We start from the raw sequence: 14782 nt of genomic DNA, 5'->3' as shown, positions 1-14782 counted from the left end.
ACATGATGAATGAATTTCCGCAACTTCAAGCGGCTCAGCAGCTGGGGCGCACGTATCGCAGCCTGATGGCGGCATTTGATCAGCAGTTGGGGATGCCCTTGCCACGCTGGCGTATCCTGATTTCCTTGTACCAGGAAGAGGGTAGTCTGTCTCAAAAGCAGTTGGTGCGTCTGCTGCGCATTGATCCGGCTGCGGTGACACGGCAGCTTAAAAGCATCGAGTCCCTGGGGCTGGTCGAGCGTTTCACGGATGAGCAGGACAACCGGCTGACCAATGTGCGTCTAAGCCCCGCTGGCCGCGAGCTGGTGGAAGCCACCTTGCCCCGGCGTCGTCGTCTGGTGGAAGCCATGCTGCAAGACTTCTCTGATCAGGATCTGAATCAGTTGATCACCTTGCTGGGCAACTGGGAAAGCGCCTTGTTGAAAGCGGCCGACAAAGATTTACTTTGAGACGTATCGGTACTTTTTGTATTTACAGAGACGCCGCCTAGTCTCGGAATTTCTGGTGATAATAAACACGTGCCGGTTTCGATCAGGATGAAGGCAGGGTCTTGAATCCAGGCTTTTTTCCAGCTTTCGGGACCAGACATGGCACGGCTGTGTCATGGGCAGGTACAATCCTGTTTTAGCAGGAGGGCAGGGGGCGCTGATTGCACTATAGCTGTCGCGCTTGCTGATCTTTTCAACTTCCAGGCTAGGCGCCTTTTCAAGCTGATTTTCACATCGGCTTACGGCGATATGCCCGGCAGCAGGATTGTTTAACTTATCTAGCTTAATGCTACTTCAGGCAGGACTGTCAAAATCATGAGTGCAATCGTAGATATTATTGGCCGCGAGATTCTGGACTCCCGTGGTAATCCAACGGTGGAGTGTGATGTATTGCTCGAATCGGGCGCTATGGGGCGTGCCTCCGTTCCATCTGGTGCATCCACTGGCGCTCGCGAAGCGTTGGAGCTGCGTGATGGTGACAAGAGCCGTTACCTGGGCAAAGGTGTTTTGCGCGCTGTCGAGAACCTGAACACAGAAATCTCCGAAGCCTTGATGGGCTTGGATGCTCAAGAACAAACCTTTATCGATCGTACCCTGATCGAGCTGGACGGCACCGAAGACAAGAGCCGCCTGGGCGCTAACGCCATGCTGGCTGCCAGTATGGCTGTGGCCCGTGCCGCTGCTGATGATTCGGGTCTGTCCCTGTACCGCTACTTTGGTGGCAGTGGTGCCATGGCCATGCCCGTGCCGATGATGAACGTCATCAACGGTGGCGCACACGCCAACAACACCTTGGATCTGCAAGAATTCATGATCATGCCCGTGGGCGCGAAGAGCTTCCGCGAATCGCTGCGCATGGGTGCAGAAGTGTTCCACACGCTGAAAGGCCTGATCCACGATCAGGGCATGTCCACCGCTGTGGGCGACGAGGGGGGGTTTGCTCCTAACGTGGCCAATCATGAAGCCGCTATCGAACTGATCCTGCGCGCTATCGAACAAGCTGGCTACGAGCCTGGCACCCAGATCGCTCTGGCCCTGGACTGCGCCGCTTCCGAGTTCTACCGCGACGGCAAATACCACCTGGCTGGCGAAGGCGGCGTGTCCCTGAGCTCGCAAGACTTTGCCAATCTGTTGGCCAACTGGTGCGACAAGTACCCCATCATCTCCATCGAAGACGGCATGGCTGAAGACGATTGGGACGGCTGGCGCATTCTGAGCCAGCAACTGGGCGACAAGATCCAGTTGGTTGGTGACGATTTGTTTGTAACCAACACCAAGATCCTGAAGAAGGGCATTGAACTGGGTATCGGTAACTCCATCCTGATCAAGATCAACCAGATCGGCACCCTGACCGAAACCTTTGCTGCCATCGAAATGGCCAAGCGCGCTGGTTACACCGCCGTGATTTCGCACCGCTCGGGTGAAACCGAAGACTCCACGATTGCGGACATCGCTGTGGCAACGAACGCCATGCAGATCAAAACAGGCTCCCTGTCCCGTTCCGATCGCATGTCCAAGTACAACCAGTTGTTGCGTATTGAAGAAGAATTGGCAGAAGTTGCTACCTTCCCTGGTCGCGAAGCGTTCTATAATCTGCGCTAATTCTGTTTGATGAACCGGGTCGGAAGACCCGGTTCTTATATCGCCATGCGCCTTATCGTCCTGCTTCTGCTGTGCCTGACCCTGGTAACCCATTACGCTTTATGGTGGGGCAAAGGCGGTTGGCTGGATGTACGGCAAATGCAGACCAAGCTGGTTGCGCAAAAAGAAACCAACGAAGCCCTGACGGCGCGTAACAACGCCTTGCTGGCCGAGGTTCAGGATTTACGCTCGGGTACCCACGCAGTTGAAGAGCGCGCCCGTAGCGAGTTTGGCATGATGCGTGAAGGCGAGATCTTTGTGCAAATCGTGCCTCCCGGTGGTTCGGCTGCCACGACAAGCAGCCCACGTTAAGAAGTAGCGCGCAAGGTGCTGCTGGAACGGCTGATCAGCCAGTTCCTTTCTGATAATTCTTCTTTTTTCCCTTATTGCTGTCTCGACTACGGCCACAACTGCTGATTGCGGCGACTGTAAGTCTGTTTCCCGCTTGAGTCAGGAATGCGTTTATCGCGTCCTATGCTGCCGCCGCCCGCCGCCCGCTCTGGCTGGCTCGGCGATTAGTAGCAAGCAGGGTTTGGAGGTGAGTAGTCAGCTCCTCCTGAGTCTGGTGTGGGGGCGGCGGGCCCTGGAGAAGGGGAAGCACCACCTGATCCTTGAGCAGGGCTATCCCATGATGGCAGACGGCCATCCCCGTCCGTTGATGGCGGTTCTGCTGGCTCCAGGTCTGTGGACCAGCCTGTTTGGGAAACTGGCAAGGCAAGCTCGTTTTCAGTCTGCTGGGCATAGACGACCCGACCGTCAGCCAAGTCATCCCACTGCACGGCATCAGACTGCATGGGGTGTCTGATTTCCAGGCGGAGCCAGACCGCTGCCGAACCTGAAGGGCCAGGCATGCTGGCAGCAAGCTTGGGTAGCAGGCGAAGCAAGGAAAGAGGGCCCGGCTTATGGGCATAGAGCAGGTACAAGTGCAATGTGTTGGCCTGGTAGATGCTGGGGCCGCCGTGGCTGGCTTGATCCGCTTGTTGCGCCTGCCAGCCCTGGGTAATGCTTGTACGCCCCTCATGAAGCCGGGAAGGCCTGCCATGCAGCATAAAAGCCTGTGGTGAGGGTGATAGGATCTGGATCTGCCACTGATCGTGCAGTGGCACTTTGGCAGCAGCCAGTGTTTGGCTGAATGCCAGGGCAATGGTTTCAGGCCGGGCATGCTGCACACTGGCCTGGCGAGCCGCCTGTAACAGGCCGTGCTGCAGGCGTACGCGCAAGGAGTACAGCGTCAGCACGTCCAGCACCAGCCAGCTCAGCAGGATGATTGCAAGCAGGGCTCCCATGATGTGAGCGCCAGCCAAACCAGATTGAGGATGGGGTGAGGAAAAAGAATCAGCCATGATGTTGCCATCATGGCTGAGTGTCTTTTAGCTTGGTAGAAGGACTTGTGCGGGTGTAGTCCTTCGTAGCGGTTTCTGCTTAGTGCAGGGTATCGTCACCAGGCTGGGTATCGCCCTTGTCGACAAACAGGGACGCGCAGTCAATTGCATCGTACTGGTAGGGCTTGCCGCAGAAGTTGCAGGACACATTGATGGTGTCTTGTTCTGCCAGCATTTGCTCGATTTCTGCCCGACCCAGCATGCGCAGCATATTGCTGACGCGTTGACGGGAACAGGGGCAATGCCAGCGCACGGACTGAGGTTCAAAGACTTGCAGGTCTTCTTCCCAGAACAGGCGATGAATCAAGGTGTCGCTATCGAGTTGCAGCAATTCTTGTGTCTGGACGGTGGAGCCCAGCGCCAGGGCGCGTTCCCAGGTGTCCAGGTTTTGCGCCAGGCTGTGGCCGCCTTGGGGCGGGATACGTTGCAGCAACAGTCCTGCACAACGGTTTTCGTCGGCGGCCAGCCACAGGTGGGTATCCAGTTGCTCGGAGGTGCGCATATAGGTTTGCAGAACCTCGGCAACGGTCTCGCCTTCCAGAGGCACCACGCCTTGGTAGGGGCGGAAATCCTTGCTGCTTTGACGCGGGGCCAGTACTACGGTGAAGCGGCCTTGGCCTTGCGGGTTCAGCAGGGTTTGCAAGGTGCCGGTTTGGGGCACGGGATGGTTCTCACGCAGCGACACCGTTGCGCGTATGTCCATGTCCGATGTGCATTCCACCACCAGCAAGGCGATCGGGCCGTCGCCCTGGATTTGCAAAATCAGGGAGCCGTCAAACTTGAGGTTGCCCGCCAGCAGTACCGAAGCGGCTACCAGCTCGCCCAGCAAGTCGCGGATGCAGGCAGGATAGTGCTGGTGTTCCAGACCCATTTGCCAGGCTTGCTCAAGATGAACAATCTGGGCTCGTGTGCTTTGGTCGGCGAACAAGTATTTTTTTAAAATGTCAGTCATGACTTTGCTGTACTACTAAAAAATGAAGAGGCAGCCTGCCTGCTCAGGTGGCTGCCGAAGTAACACGGGTAGGGCGCGCATCGATCAGGCGAGTCTTGCTAAGACGGTCGTGCAGGAACTGCTGGTCTTTGTCGAACCAGGTCCAGATGAAGTTCAGAAAAGGCGTAAACACGATAAGCAGGTCCGTGGACGCATAGCCTGTGTAGCCAGATAGAAGCTGAACCAGCAAAGCTCCCAGCAAGGGTAGGGGCCATAGCAGAATATAACGCAGCAGCAGGGTACGCAGGGCAGGAATCTGACCTTGCTCGTCTACCAGTCGCATATGCCAGGTTTTCATGGGCAGGGTCTGGCCCACTTTGCGCCAGCAAAGCACGAAATAAATCCCCAGCGCAATAAATAGAACGACCTGACGCACATGACGCAGATCCAGGCCGCTACGGCTTTGGGTCAAGGTGTCAAACAGATAGCCGGTGGTGAAAATAACGCCAAATAGCAGGATGGATTCATACATCATGCAGGCAAAGCGTCGCCAGCGGCCAGGAGTAGTGAAAGTGGGTGTCATGGTGCGTCTTGAGGCAGGGAAGACTGCCATTATCGCGTATATCGCTGCCTAACGGAATGCTGCCGGCTCGGGGCTGGAACAGAAGGCATGGAGTCGGGCGGGCCCCAGAAGGGTAGAAAAGTAATCAAGATATGGGGGGCTTGTCTCAATAAACAAGGGCCAAGCCATTTTCATGGACTTGGCCCTTGTTGCCTTGTACAAGACGGCTTGACGCTTATTCGGCGCTGGCTGAGTCTTCGCTGGCGTCCGAGGCTGTCTCGTTATTGCGATAACTGGCCGGAACCATGTCAAAGCAGAACAGACGGCAATCCAGAGCACCGTTGTACAGCGGGTAACGACGCTTGGGCTTGAGGCGCATATGACGTGGCAGCTCCAGGTCGCTGCTGATCATGTTCACGCTCCAGTTGGCGAAGTTTTGCTTGAGGTTGCTGGCCCAGTTTGGCCAGAAGTCCTCGTCCTGATGTTCCAGGCGCTCGCCGTAAGGAGGATTGGTGACAATCCAGCCGGCTTCCGTTTCTGGACGAATCTTCAGGGCATCGCCTTGCTCGAAGCGAATCGTCTCCAGCGTCAGGTGCGAGCGTTCCAGGTTGGAACGGGCTGCATCCAGAACGGTGGGGTTGATGTCGTAGCCAATCAATGGAGTATCCAGACGAGGAGCGATCATGGAGCGCGCTTCGTCCTTGATGTCACGCCACAAGCGCTGGTCGTGGCAGCGCAGACGCTCGAAGTGGAAGGGGCGCCAGATGCCGGGAGGCGCTCCCAAAGCCATCCAGGCGGCTTCGATCAGAATTGTGCCACTACCGCAGAAGGGGTCGATCAAAGGCTTGCTGGGGTCCCAGCCAGACAGGGCCAGCAGGCCCGCTGCCAGGTTTTCACGCAAAGGCGCATCGCCCTTGTCGTGACGCCAGCCACGCTTGAACAGGGACTCGCCACTGGTATCCAGGTAGAAGGTGGCACTGGTCTCGTCCAGGAACAAATGCACCTTGGCATCCGGGCGTACGGTATCGATGGAAGGACGTGCGCCTTCCAGATCACGCAGGCGGTCACAAATCCCGTCTTTGGCGCGCAGATTGCAGTACTGCAAGCTTTGCATGGGGCTGCGTACGGCCGAGGTGTCGACACGCAGTGTCTGCTCGGGGCCAAACCAGCGTTCCCAGGGAGTCACCCGAGCCAGGGCCAGAATGTCCTCTTCGTTGGTGACAGGAGCGTGCGAGACTTCCAGCAAAATGCGTGTCGCCAGTCGCGAGGACAGGTTGGCACGCATGACACCGATCCAGTCCGCATCAAAATGGCAGCCCGCACGGCCGGTTTGAACGTTCTCGTAGCCTAGTGCTTGCAGTTCCAGCGACAGCGCTTCTTCCAGCCCTTGTGGGCAGGGAGCAAACAGACGGTAGCGTTCCCCTTGCAGAGCCTTGACCTGGACGCGCTCGTTTTGCTCGATATTGCTATCGGGCAGGCGCTGACCGGGCTTGGGGGCCTGGGGGCTGTCTACACGCTGAATAGGCGAGACATATTGAGGAAAGGCATCGGAGTCACCGGCCGGGCTAAACAGCTTGCTGGGCATTTTGCCGGCAGGGGTACGCTCCGAAGATTCCTTGTCGCCCTTGAAGGCTGGACGCTCGCGGCGTTCACCCGAGAAATTGCGGCGCTCGCCCGTTTGAGGGCGGCTGTCGCGGTCACGATTGAATGCAGGGCGTTCACGACGCTCACCGGAGAACTCACGACGTTCGCCCGATTGCGGACGGCTGTCACGGTCACGGTTGAATGCGGGACGCTCACGGCGTTCGCCGGAGAATTCACGACGTTCGCCCGATTGCGGACGGCTGTCTCGGTCACGGTTGAATGCAGGACGTTCACGACGCTCACCGGAGAATTCACGACGTTCGCCCGATTGCGGACGGCTGTCACGGTCACGGTTGAATGCAGGACGTTCGCGGCGCTCGCCGGAGAATTCGCGACGTTCGCCCGATTGCGGACGGCTGTCTCGGTCACGGTTGAATGCGGGACGCTCACGACGCTCACCGGAGAATTCGCGACGTTCGCCCGATTGAGGGCGGCTGTCACGATCACGGTTGAATGCGGGGCGTTCACGACGCTCGCCGGAGAATTCACGACGTTCGCCCGATTGGGGACGGCTGTCACGGTCACGGTTGAATGCAGGACGTTCGCGGCGCTCGCCGGAGAACTCACGACGTTCGCCCGATTGTGGACGGCTGTCGCGGTCACGGTTGAATGCTGGACGTTCGCGGCGCTCACCGGAGAATTCACGACGTTCACCCGATTGCGGACGGCTGTCGCGGTCACGGTTGAAAACTCGGAGCGCGGTTTGTCCCCCGGACAAACCGCAAGCGTGCTCCTCAAACAGCACGACCCTTGCACCCCGCATCCGGCCTCTGCCCGCGGCGAATAACCTGACTCGCCCGCCGACCTGCTCCGGCCCTCAATAAAACAAAAAGAGGCTTACTGCCGCCACTCTATTACTCGTAATCCAGCAGCCCTAGAAACAAAAAAAGCCCGACATTGTTTTAATGTCGGGCTTTTCGTTATAACAGCGAGCCAAGAAGCAACTTAGCCTTCTACAACCTCGCCGCCTTCGTCTTTCTTGATCGGCTTGACCAGATCCTCACGTTTCACGCCCAGCCACATGGAAATGGCGGCGGCCACGAACACGGAGGAGTAAATACCGAACCAGATACCGATGGTCAGCGCCAGCGAGAAGTTGTGCAGCGTTGGGCCACCGAAGAAGAAAATCGACAGCACCATCATCTGGGTAGAACCGTGGGTGATGATGGTACGCGAGATGTTCTGGGTGATGGACAGATCAATAATGTCCGAAACCGACATCTTGCGCTGCTTGCGGAAGTTTTCACGGATACGGTCCATCACCACAACGGATTCGTTCACGGAGTAACCCAGCACCGCCAGGACACCGGCCAGCACCGACAGCGAGAACTCCCATTGGAAGAACGCGAAAAAGCCCAGAATGATGACCACGTCGTGCAAGTTGGCAATCGCACAAGCCAGCGCCAGCTTCCACTCAAAGCGGAAGCCCAGGTACAGCAAGATACCGGCGACCACAAAGGCCAGGGCCATCAAACCGTTATGCAGCAGTTCTTGCCCCACCTGTGGGCCGACGAACTCCACACGGCGCAGCTCCACGTCCGAGTGCTGCTGCTTCAAGGCCTGGAGTACTTGCTCGCTTTGCTGGGTAGAGTCTTGTCCGTCCAGAACGGGCAAGCGGATCATGATGTCCTGCGACGTGCCGAAGTTCTGTACCTGGAAATCGGTATAGCCCAGCGACTGAATCGAGCCGCGCACATCTTCGACCTGCACGGTTTGCTGATAGTGCACTTCCATGACCGTACCACCGGTAAATTCGATGGACAGGTGAAAGCCGCGCACAATAATGAAGACGACCGCTGCAATAAATGTCAGAAAACTGATCAGGTTCAGCACCAACGCATGGCGCATGAACGGGATAGTGCGGTGAATACGAAAAAATTCCATGATGCTTTATGCCTGTAGTTGGGCCTGGCCGGTTTGCACCGGCCCCGGCACTTTACTTCTTGTCCTGTGGTTTCCAGACCTGACCAATGGAAATACCCTGCAGGCGACGACGGTTGCCATACCAGAGGTTGACCAGGGCACGAACCCCAACCACCGAAGAGAACATGGAGGTCAGAATACCGATCACGTGTACGACCGCAAAACCACGGATAGGACCGGAACCGAAGGCCAGCAAAGCGACACCCACAATCAGACTGGTCAGGTTGGAGTCGAAAATAGTGGCCCAGGCACGATCAAAACCCAGGTGAATGGCTTGTTGCGGCGAGGCACCATTGCGTAGCTCCTCGCGGATACGCTCGTTGATCAGCACGTTGGCGTCAATGGCCATACCCAGGGTCAGGGCGATGGCAGCAATACCCGGCAAGGTCAGGGTGGCTTGCAGCATGGACAAGACAGCCAGCAGCAAGAGCACGTTGAAGGTCAGGCCAATGGTGGAGAACAGACCAATCAGGTGGTAGTACAGCATGATGAAGATGGCGATCGCAATAAAGCCGTACAGCGTGGCGTTAAAGCCTTGGCGAATATTGTCGGCACCCAGGCTAGGGCCAATGGTGCGCTCTTCAATGATGCTCATGGGGGCGGCCAGCGAACCGGCACGCAGCAGCAGGGAAATATCGGCGGCTTCCTGGGCATTCATGCTGCCGCTGATCTGTACCTGGCCGTTAGGAATTTCGCTACGGATAACCGGAGCCGTCACCACTTCACCCACGCCATTTTCAAACAGCACAATCGCCATGCGCTTGTTGATGTTGTTGCGGGTAATGTCGCGGAAAATGCGCGAGCCCTTATTGTCCAGCGTCAGGTTGACGGTGGGTTGCTGGGTTTGCGAATCACGACCGGGCTGGGCGTCCTGCAGGTTTTCACCTGTCAGGATGACCTGGCGACGCAGCAGCAGGGGGGCACCACCACGCTCGGTGTAACGCTCCAGACCAAAGGGCACGGTGCCCGAGTTCAAGGCCGCAACGGCAGCAGGCGAGTCTTCCACCATGCGCAGTTCCAGTGTGGCCGTACGACCCAGAATTTCCTTGGCTTTGGCTACATCCTGCACGCCGGGCAGTTGAACCACGATGCGATCGGACCCTTGCTGTTGAATCACAGGCTCGGCTACGCCCAGCTCATTGATTCGGTTATGCAAGGTGGTGATGTTTTGCTTGAGGGCGTTCGATTGCACCTGAATGGTAGCGGCTTCGGTCAAACGGGCTGTCAGACCGCTGTCACCGGCAGGGGTGAAAGCCAGATCAGGCATGGCGCGACGCATTTCCGATTGAGCGCGGTCGCGATCGTCTGCCGAGGCAAAGCTCATGCGCAGCGAGTGACCATCACGCTCGATGCCGCCAACAGGCACTTTGGCTTCGCGCAGCACGCTGCGGGCATCAGCCACCATGGAGTCGTAGCGGGCTTGAAGCGCGCCTTGCATATCCACTTGCAGCAGGAAGTGCACGCCACCGCGCAAGTCCAGGCCCAGGTGCATGGGGTGGGCACCCAGTGCGGTCAGCCAGGCAGGCGACGCAGACACCAGGTTCAGCGCGACGGTGTAGTCGGGGGCGGTAGCTGTGGAGTCCTTGTTCAGTTCGCGCTCGATCAGGTCTTTGGCCTTGAGCTGAACATCGGTGGACTCAAAACGGAAACGCGCAGTGGCGCTAGGTCCGTTTTGTTCAAAATACGAGCCCGTCGTAGGAATATTGTTTTTCTTGAGCAGCTCTTCAACGTGACTGATCAGGTTGGTTTCAAGCCGGACCGTGGATTTGGCGCTGGAAACCTGGACAGCAGGAGACTCACCAAACAGATTGGGCAAGGTATAGATCAGGCCGATCGCCAGCGCGACCAAGACGATGACATATTTCCAGAGAGGATAACGATTCATGGGATATCTACGACGGGTGCAGAAATGGCAACCCCGGACCGAGGTCCGGGGTCGGAGGCATTACAGCGACTTGATCGTGCCTTTGGGCAGAACAGTCGTAACGGCCACGCGTTGGACCAGAACTTCAACAGGCTTGTCGGTCAGGTTGGCCACTTCAACGGTCAGGTAGTTGTCGTGAACTTTGCTGACTTTGCCCAGCAGACCGCCGGAGGTGATTACTTCGTCGCCTTTGGCCAGGTTGGAGACCAGGTTGCGGTGCTCTTTCTGACGCTTCATTTGAGGACGAATCATCAAGAAGTACAGCACAACGAACATCAAGATGATGGGCAGCATGCCCATCAAGGCATTTTCGCCGCCGGCAGCTGCCTGGGCGGGGATGAGAGTCAGAATGTCAACAGCGGACATGTGGGGCTCCTGAGGATTATTTTGTGTGGGTTGTCAAAAACTAACGGTGTATTGTAGCGGCACTTTATTGCGGTATCACAAACAGCGTGTCATTCAATACCGCGCGCCCGATCCTGGTGGAACTGCTCCCGCCAGGCCGCGAAACGCTTTTGCTCGATAGCATCGCGCATCTCTTGCATGATCTGCAAATAGAAATGCAGATTGTGCAAGGTATTCAAACGCGAGCCGGTAATTTCATTGGAACGCTGCAAATGATGCAAGTAGCCACGCGAGAAATGCTTGCAGGTATGGCAGGTGCAGCTGGGATCCAGCGGGCGGGTATCGTCGCGGTATCGGGCATTGCGTATCTTGATGTCGCCGTAACGGGTAAACAGCCAGCCATTTCGCGCATTGCGGGTGGGCATGACGCAGTCAAACATGTCCACGCCCTGGCTGACCCCTTCGACCAGATCTTCCGGTGTACCCACACCCATTAGATAGCGGGGGGCATGCGTGGGCAGTTTTGGAGTGGTGTGCGCCAGAATGCGCATCATGTCTTCTTTGGGCTCGCCTACGGACAGGCCGCCAATGGCATAGCCTTCAAAGCCGATTTCGGTCAGACCAGCCAGGGATTCGTCGCGCAGGTCCTCGTACATGCCGCCTTGCACAATGCCAAACAGGGCATTGGGGTTATTCAGACGCTTGAATTCCTCGCGTGAACGGCGAGCCCAGCGCAAGGACATGCGCATGGATTTAGCCGCTTCGATATGCGTGGCGGGACGGTCGTCAATCAAGTAGGGCGTGCATTCATCGAACACCATGGAAATATCGGAGTTCAGGGAGTACTGGATTTGCATCGACACTTCAGGCGTCAGAAACAGGCGCTCGCCAGTGATGGGGGAGGCAAACTTCACCCCTTCCTCGGTAATCTTGCGCATGCCTTTCAGGCTGAATACCTGAAAACCGCCCGAGTCCGTCAGGATGGGCTTGTCCCATTGCATGAAATTATGCAGGCCCTGGTACTTGTCCATGACATCCGTGCCCGGACGCAGCCACAGGTGAAAGGTGTTGCCCAATATGATCTGCGAGCCAATCTCGTTCAGCTCGTGCGGCATCATGGCCTTGACGCTGCCATAGGTGCCTACCGGCATGAAAATGGGGGTTTGCACCACACCGTGGTTCAGGGTGATCTGGCCACGGCGAGCGGCGCCATCGGTGCTTAAGAGGTCAAACTTCAGTCCACTCATGGGGTAGGAGGCTCAATGAACATAGCATCGCCGTAACTAAAGAAGCGATACCGGGATTGGACGGCGTGCTGGTAGGCACGTTGTATGGGGTCGATCCCCGCCAGGGCCGATACCAGCATCAGCAAGGTGGACTGGGGCAAATGAAAATTGGTGATCAGTGCATCCACCCACTGGTACTGGAAGCCGGGGGTAATGAACAGGCGCGTGTCGCCTTCAATGCTGCCATCGGCGCAGCGCTGGTTCATGCCGGGCTCTTTGCTGGCGGCAGACTCCAGCGAACGCACACTGGTGGTGCCCACGGCAATGACGCGGCCACCGGCAGCGCGGGTGGCTTCGATCTTGGCCAGGGTGGCGGCGGGCACATGGTAACGCTCGGCGTGCATGACGTGTTCGCTGATATTGTCCACACGCACAGGCTGAAACGTGCCTGCACCCACGTGCAAGGTCACAAAGGCCTGGTCCACGCCCTGCTCGCGCAAGGTGTTCAGCATGTCGTCGGTAAAGTGCAGGCCAGCCGTCGGGGCGGCCACGGCACCGGGGTGACGGGCGTAAACAGTCTGGTAGCGCGAGTCGTCTTCCTCGTCCGCTGCGTGGGTAATGTAGGGTGGCAAAGGCGTGGCGCCGTATTGCTCCAGCATGTCCAGCACAGGTTCGTGAAAGCGCAGCGCAAACAGGGCGTCTTCCCGCCCGGTGCAATCGGCCAGTACCTTGCCGTCGGCCAGTTCCAGCAAAGTGCCAGGTTTGGGGGACTTGCTGGCGCGGATATGGGCCAGAGCCGTATCGGGGCCGGTTACGCGCTCGATCAGCACTTCCACCTTGCCGCCGCTGCTTTTCTGGCCATGCAGGCGGGCCTTGATGACGCGCGTATCGTTAAAGACCAGCAGGTCACCCTTGCGCAGTAGGCTGGGCAGGTCGGTGAACTGGCGGTCATGCAATTGGCTGGCACCGTCCAGATGCAGCAGACGGCTGCCCTGGCGCTGGGCCGGCGGGCTTTGAGCGATCAGATCAGGGGGAAGCTCGTAGTCGAACTGGGCGATAGTTAAAGAGGGGTCGATGCTCATGGTTTGTCGTAAAGGGCCACTGGCCAGAAGGCCGGGCCTGATGGGGTAACCGACTATTTTAACGCTTTGCCGCCAGATTGCTGAAACGGCCATATCCGTGGTGTTTTTCTTTCGGTATGCTTGGGTCTTTCCTGAATTGATCTGTTGGAGACGAGGGCATGGGCGTTTTAAAGGCAAAGCCTGTTTTGAGTCGTTGCAAGCACGTGGCTCTGGCCACCTTGCTCATGGTGCAAGGCGCATCACTAGCCCTGGCCCAGGCCTTGCCGCCCGAGCTGGCTTCGGTATGGAACGCCAGCCGCTTGCCGCAATCGTCTCTGTCCATCGTGGTAGACGAGGCGGACGGTCCGCGCCTGATCGGCGTCAATCCCCAGGAGCCCCGTAACCCCGCCTCGGTAATGAAACTGGTCAGTACCTGGGCCGGTTTGTCCGCTCTGGGGCCAGAATATACCTGGCGTACGACGTTAATGGCCCAGGATGGCCTGCAGGTGGACGAACAAGGCACCTTGAAAGGGCCTTTGTACATCAAGGCGGGGGGCGATCCGTTTTTGACCGTGCCGCAGTTATGGGACATGTTGCGCGAGCTCCGCTTGCGTGGGGTGAAGAATCTGACCGAAGTTATTGTGGATCGTTCCATCTTCGGCAACGTCACCATCAATCCGGGTGACTTCGATAATGCGGGTGACCGTCCCTATAACGCCAGCCCGGATGCCATGATGGTGGGGCTAGGCGCTTCCCGGCTGGTGTTCCAGCCAGATACACAGGCGCGCAAATGGATTGCGATTATTGACCCGCCTTTGCCCGGAGTGCGCGTACAGGGTGAAGTCGAGTGGTCGACGGCGACCTGCCCTGGTTCGCCTGTTGTTGGTACCCAGATTCAGCCTGAAGCCGGTGGCATGGTGGTCCGTGTCAGTGGCAAGGCCGCCGCTTCTTGCGGCGAGTTCAGCGTTTACCGTCTGGTTCATTCCCAAACCGAGTTTTTCGACAAGCTGTTCCGCAGCCTGTGGCGCGATCTGGGCGGCACCCTGGCCCGCGACATCAAGGCAGGCCGTGTGCCGGCTCGTGCGCAGGCGATTACCTGGCATGACTCGCAGTCCCTGTCTGACCTGATCCGTCTTATTAATAAGCAAAGCAACAATGTGATGGCCCGTACCATCTTGCTGACCGTGGGCGCAGAAATGAATGGTCCCGGTGCCACGGTGGCCACCGGCGAGCGCGCCGTCATGAACGTGCTCGGTCGCCAGGGGGTCAATACCGCAGGCTGGACCGTGGACAACGGCTCGGGCCTTTCACGCAATGCCCGCGTCACGGCGGGCGGCATGGCTGACATGCTGAAAGTCGCCTGGCGCTCGAACTGGATGCCCGAGTACATTTCGTCCTTTGCGATCTCCGGTGTGGACGGCACGGTGCGTTCGCGCTTGCGCGATGACGAGGTCCAGGGCCGTGCCCACTTGAAAACCGGCACGCTGCGCGATAGCCGTGCCTTGGCCGGTTACGTGCTGGGAGCCAGCGGAAAGCGGTATATTGTCGTCATGATGGTCAATGACGAACGTTCTGCCTCTGCCCGACCCTTTTTTGATGCGGTGGTGAAGTGGCTGGCAGTACGTTGACGATCTCGATAGTGCGGGCTGCTGTGC

General features: G+C 57.9%; 13 protein-coding genes. 4 read left to right on the top strand and 9 right to left on the bottom strand.

What is annotated here, in order from left to right:
* Positions 1 to 2 precede the first annotated feature (2 nt).
* From D0C27_RS18080 to ftsB, 3 genes are all read left to right on the top strand, one after another.
* Positions 3 to 449: a MarR family winged helix-turn-helix transcriptional regulator gene (locus D0C27_RS18080; RefSeq protein WP_052159446.1), complete on the top strand. Its 447-nt coding sequence runs from the start codon at positions 3 to 5 to the stop codon at positions 447 to 449.
* 354 nt (positions 450 to 803) lie between these two features.
* Complete coding sequence (gene eno, locus D0C27_RS18075; protein WP_009456510.1) at positions 804 to 2090, top strand: phosphopyruvate hydratase; 1287 nt, start codon at positions 804 to 806, stop codon at positions 2088 to 2090.
* A gap of 45 nt (positions 2091 to 2135) precedes the next feature.
* Positions 2136 to 2441: a cell division protein FtsB gene (ftsB, locus tag D0C27_RS18070; RefSeq protein WP_026483075.1), complete on the top strand. Its 306-nt coding sequence runs from the start codon at positions 2136 to 2138 to the stop codon at positions 2439 to 2441.
* 203 nt (positions 2442 to 2644) lie between these two features.
* On the opposite strand, the gene D0C27_RS18065 is transcribed toward ftsB, so the two are convergent.
* The 9 genes from D0C27_RS18065 to queA all read right to left on the bottom strand — a co-directional run bounded on the left by D0C27_RS18065 (position 2645) and on the right by queA (position 13148).
* Positions 2645 to 3472 carry a hypothetical protein gene (locus D0C27_RS18065; protein WP_240688276.1) on the bottom strand — a complete coding sequence of 276 codons (828 nt, stop codon included), beginning with the start codon at positions 3470 to 3472 and terminating at the stop codon, positions 2645 to 2647.
* Between the two features lie 79 nt (positions 3473 to 3551).
* Positions 3552 to 4463 (bottom strand): Hsp33 family molecular chaperone HslO, encoded by a 912-nt coding sequence (hslO, locus tag D0C27_RS18060; RefSeq protein ID WP_009456504.1) that lies wholly within the window; start codon positions 4461 to 4463, stop codon positions 3552 to 3554.
* A 43-nt stretch (positions 4464 to 4506) separates the two neighbouring features.
* Complete coding sequence (locus D0C27_RS18055) at positions 4507 to 5025, bottom strand: RDD family protein (protein WP_026483072.1); 519 nt, start codon at positions 5023 to 5025, stop codon at positions 4507 to 4509.
* A gap of 214 nt (positions 5026 to 5239) precedes the next feature.
* Positions 5240 to 6589, bottom strand: a complete 1350-nt coding sequence (locus D0C27_RS19335) for a THUMP domain-containing class I SAM-dependent RNA methyltransferase (protein WP_235332513.1) — start codon at positions 6587 to 6589, stop codon at positions 5240 to 5242.
* A 1004-nt stretch (positions 6590 to 7593) separates the two neighbouring features.
* Complete coding sequence (gene secF, locus D0C27_RS18045; protein ID WP_009463846.1) at positions 7594 to 8532, bottom strand: protein translocase subunit SecF; 939 nt, start codon at positions 8530 to 8532, stop codon at positions 7594 to 7596.
* Positions 8533 to 8584: 52 nt separating this feature from the next.
* Complete coding sequence (gene secD / locus D0C27_RS18040; RefSeq protein WP_022983425.1) at positions 8585 to 10456, bottom strand: protein translocase subunit SecD; 1872 nt, start codon at positions 10454 to 10456, stop codon at positions 8585 to 8587.
* A gap of 60 nt (positions 10457 to 10516) precedes the next feature.
* Positions 10517 to 10861, bottom strand: a complete 345-nt coding sequence (gene yajC / locus D0C27_RS18035; protein ID WP_003803689.1) for a preprotein translocase subunit YajC — start codon at positions 10859 to 10861, stop codon at positions 10517 to 10519.
* A gap of 89 nt (positions 10862 to 10950) precedes the next feature.
* A complete protein-coding gene (gene tgt, locus D0C27_RS18030; RefSeq protein ID WP_115634229.1) occupies positions 10951 to 12087 on the bottom strand; it encodes a tRNA guanosine(34) transglycosylase Tgt in 1137 nt (378 codons plus the stop codon).
* Positions 12084 to 13148 (bottom strand): tRNA preQ1(34) S-adenosylmethionine ribosyltransferase-isomerase QueA, encoded by a 1065-nt coding sequence (gene queA / locus D0C27_RS18025; RefSeq protein WP_137431419.1) that lies wholly within the window; start codon positions 13146 to 13148, stop codon positions 12084 to 12086. The genes tgt and queA overlap by 4 nt, the downstream gene beginning before the upstream one ends.
* 158 nt (positions 13149 to 13306) lie before the next feature.
* Between queA and dacB the strand changes: the two genes are divergently transcribed.
* Entirely contained in the window at positions 13307 to 14755 is a 1449-nt protein-coding gene (gene dacB / locus D0C27_RS18020; protein ID WP_052159346.1) for a D-alanyl-D-alanine carboxypeptidase/D-alanyl-D-alanine endopeptidase, read from the top strand.
* The last annotated feature ends 27 nt before the right edge of the window (positions 14756 to 14782 follow it).

The organism is Alcaligenes faecalis (assembly GCF_005311025.1).
Classification (GTDB): domain Bacteria; phylum Pseudomonadota; class Gammaproteobacteria; order Burkholderiales; family Burkholderiaceae_B; genus Alcaligenes; species Alcaligenes phenolicus.
This window is presented reverse-complemented; position numbering and strand designations above follow the sequence as displayed.

Excerpts from the sequence above, each read along its gene's own strand:
- D0C27_RS18055 (WP_026483072.1), bottom strand. The coding sequence starts at position 5,025 with ATGACACCCACTTTCACTACTCCTGGCCGCTGGCGACGCTTTGCCTGC.
- yajC (WP_003803689.1), bottom strand. The coding sequence starts at position 10,861 with ATGTCCGCTGTTGACATTCTGACTCTCATCCCCGCCCAGGCAGCTGCC.
- secF (WP_009463846.1), bottom strand. The coding sequence starts at position 8,532 with ATGGAATTTTTTCGTATTCACCGCACTATCCCGTTCATGCGCCATGCG.
- D0C27_RS18080 (WP_052159446.1), top strand. The coding sequence starts at position 3 with ATGATGAATGAATTTCCGCAACTTCAAGCGGCTCAGCAGCTGGGGCGC.
- secD (WP_022983425.1), bottom strand. The coding sequence starts at position 10,456 with ATGAATCGTTATCCTCTCTGGAAATATGTCATCGTCTTGGTCGCGCTG.
- queA (WP_137431419.1), bottom strand. The coding sequence starts at position 13,148 with ATGAGCATCGACCCCTCTTTAACTATCGCCCAGTTCGACTACGAGCTT.
- tgt (WP_115634229.1), bottom strand. The coding sequence starts at position 12,087 with ATGAGTGGACTGAAGTTTGACCTCTTAAGCACCGATGGCGCCGCTCGC.
- D0C27_RS19335 (WP_235332513.1), bottom strand. The coding sequence starts at position 6,589 with ATGCCCAGCAAGCTGTTTAGCCCGGCCGGTGACTCCGATGCCTTTCCT.
- D0C27_RS18065 (WP_240688276.1), bottom strand. The coding sequence starts at position 3,472 with ATGGCTGATTCTTTTTCCTCACCCCATCCTCAATCTGGTTTGGCTGGC.
- ftsB (WP_026483075.1), top strand. The coding sequence starts at position 2,136 with ATGCGCCTTATCGTCCTGCTTCTGCTGTGCCTGACCCTGGTAACCCAT.
- dacB (WP_052159346.1), top strand. The coding sequence starts at position 13,307 with ATGGGCGTTTTAAAGGCAAAGCCTGTTTTGAGTCGTTGCAAGCACGTG.
- hslO (WP_009456504.1), bottom strand. The coding sequence starts at position 4,463 with ATGACTGACATTTTAAAAAAATACTTGTTCGCCGACCAAAGCACACGA.
- eno (WP_009456510.1), top strand. The coding sequence starts at position 804 with ATGAGTGCAATCGTAGATATTATTGGCCGCGAGATTCTGGACTCCCGT.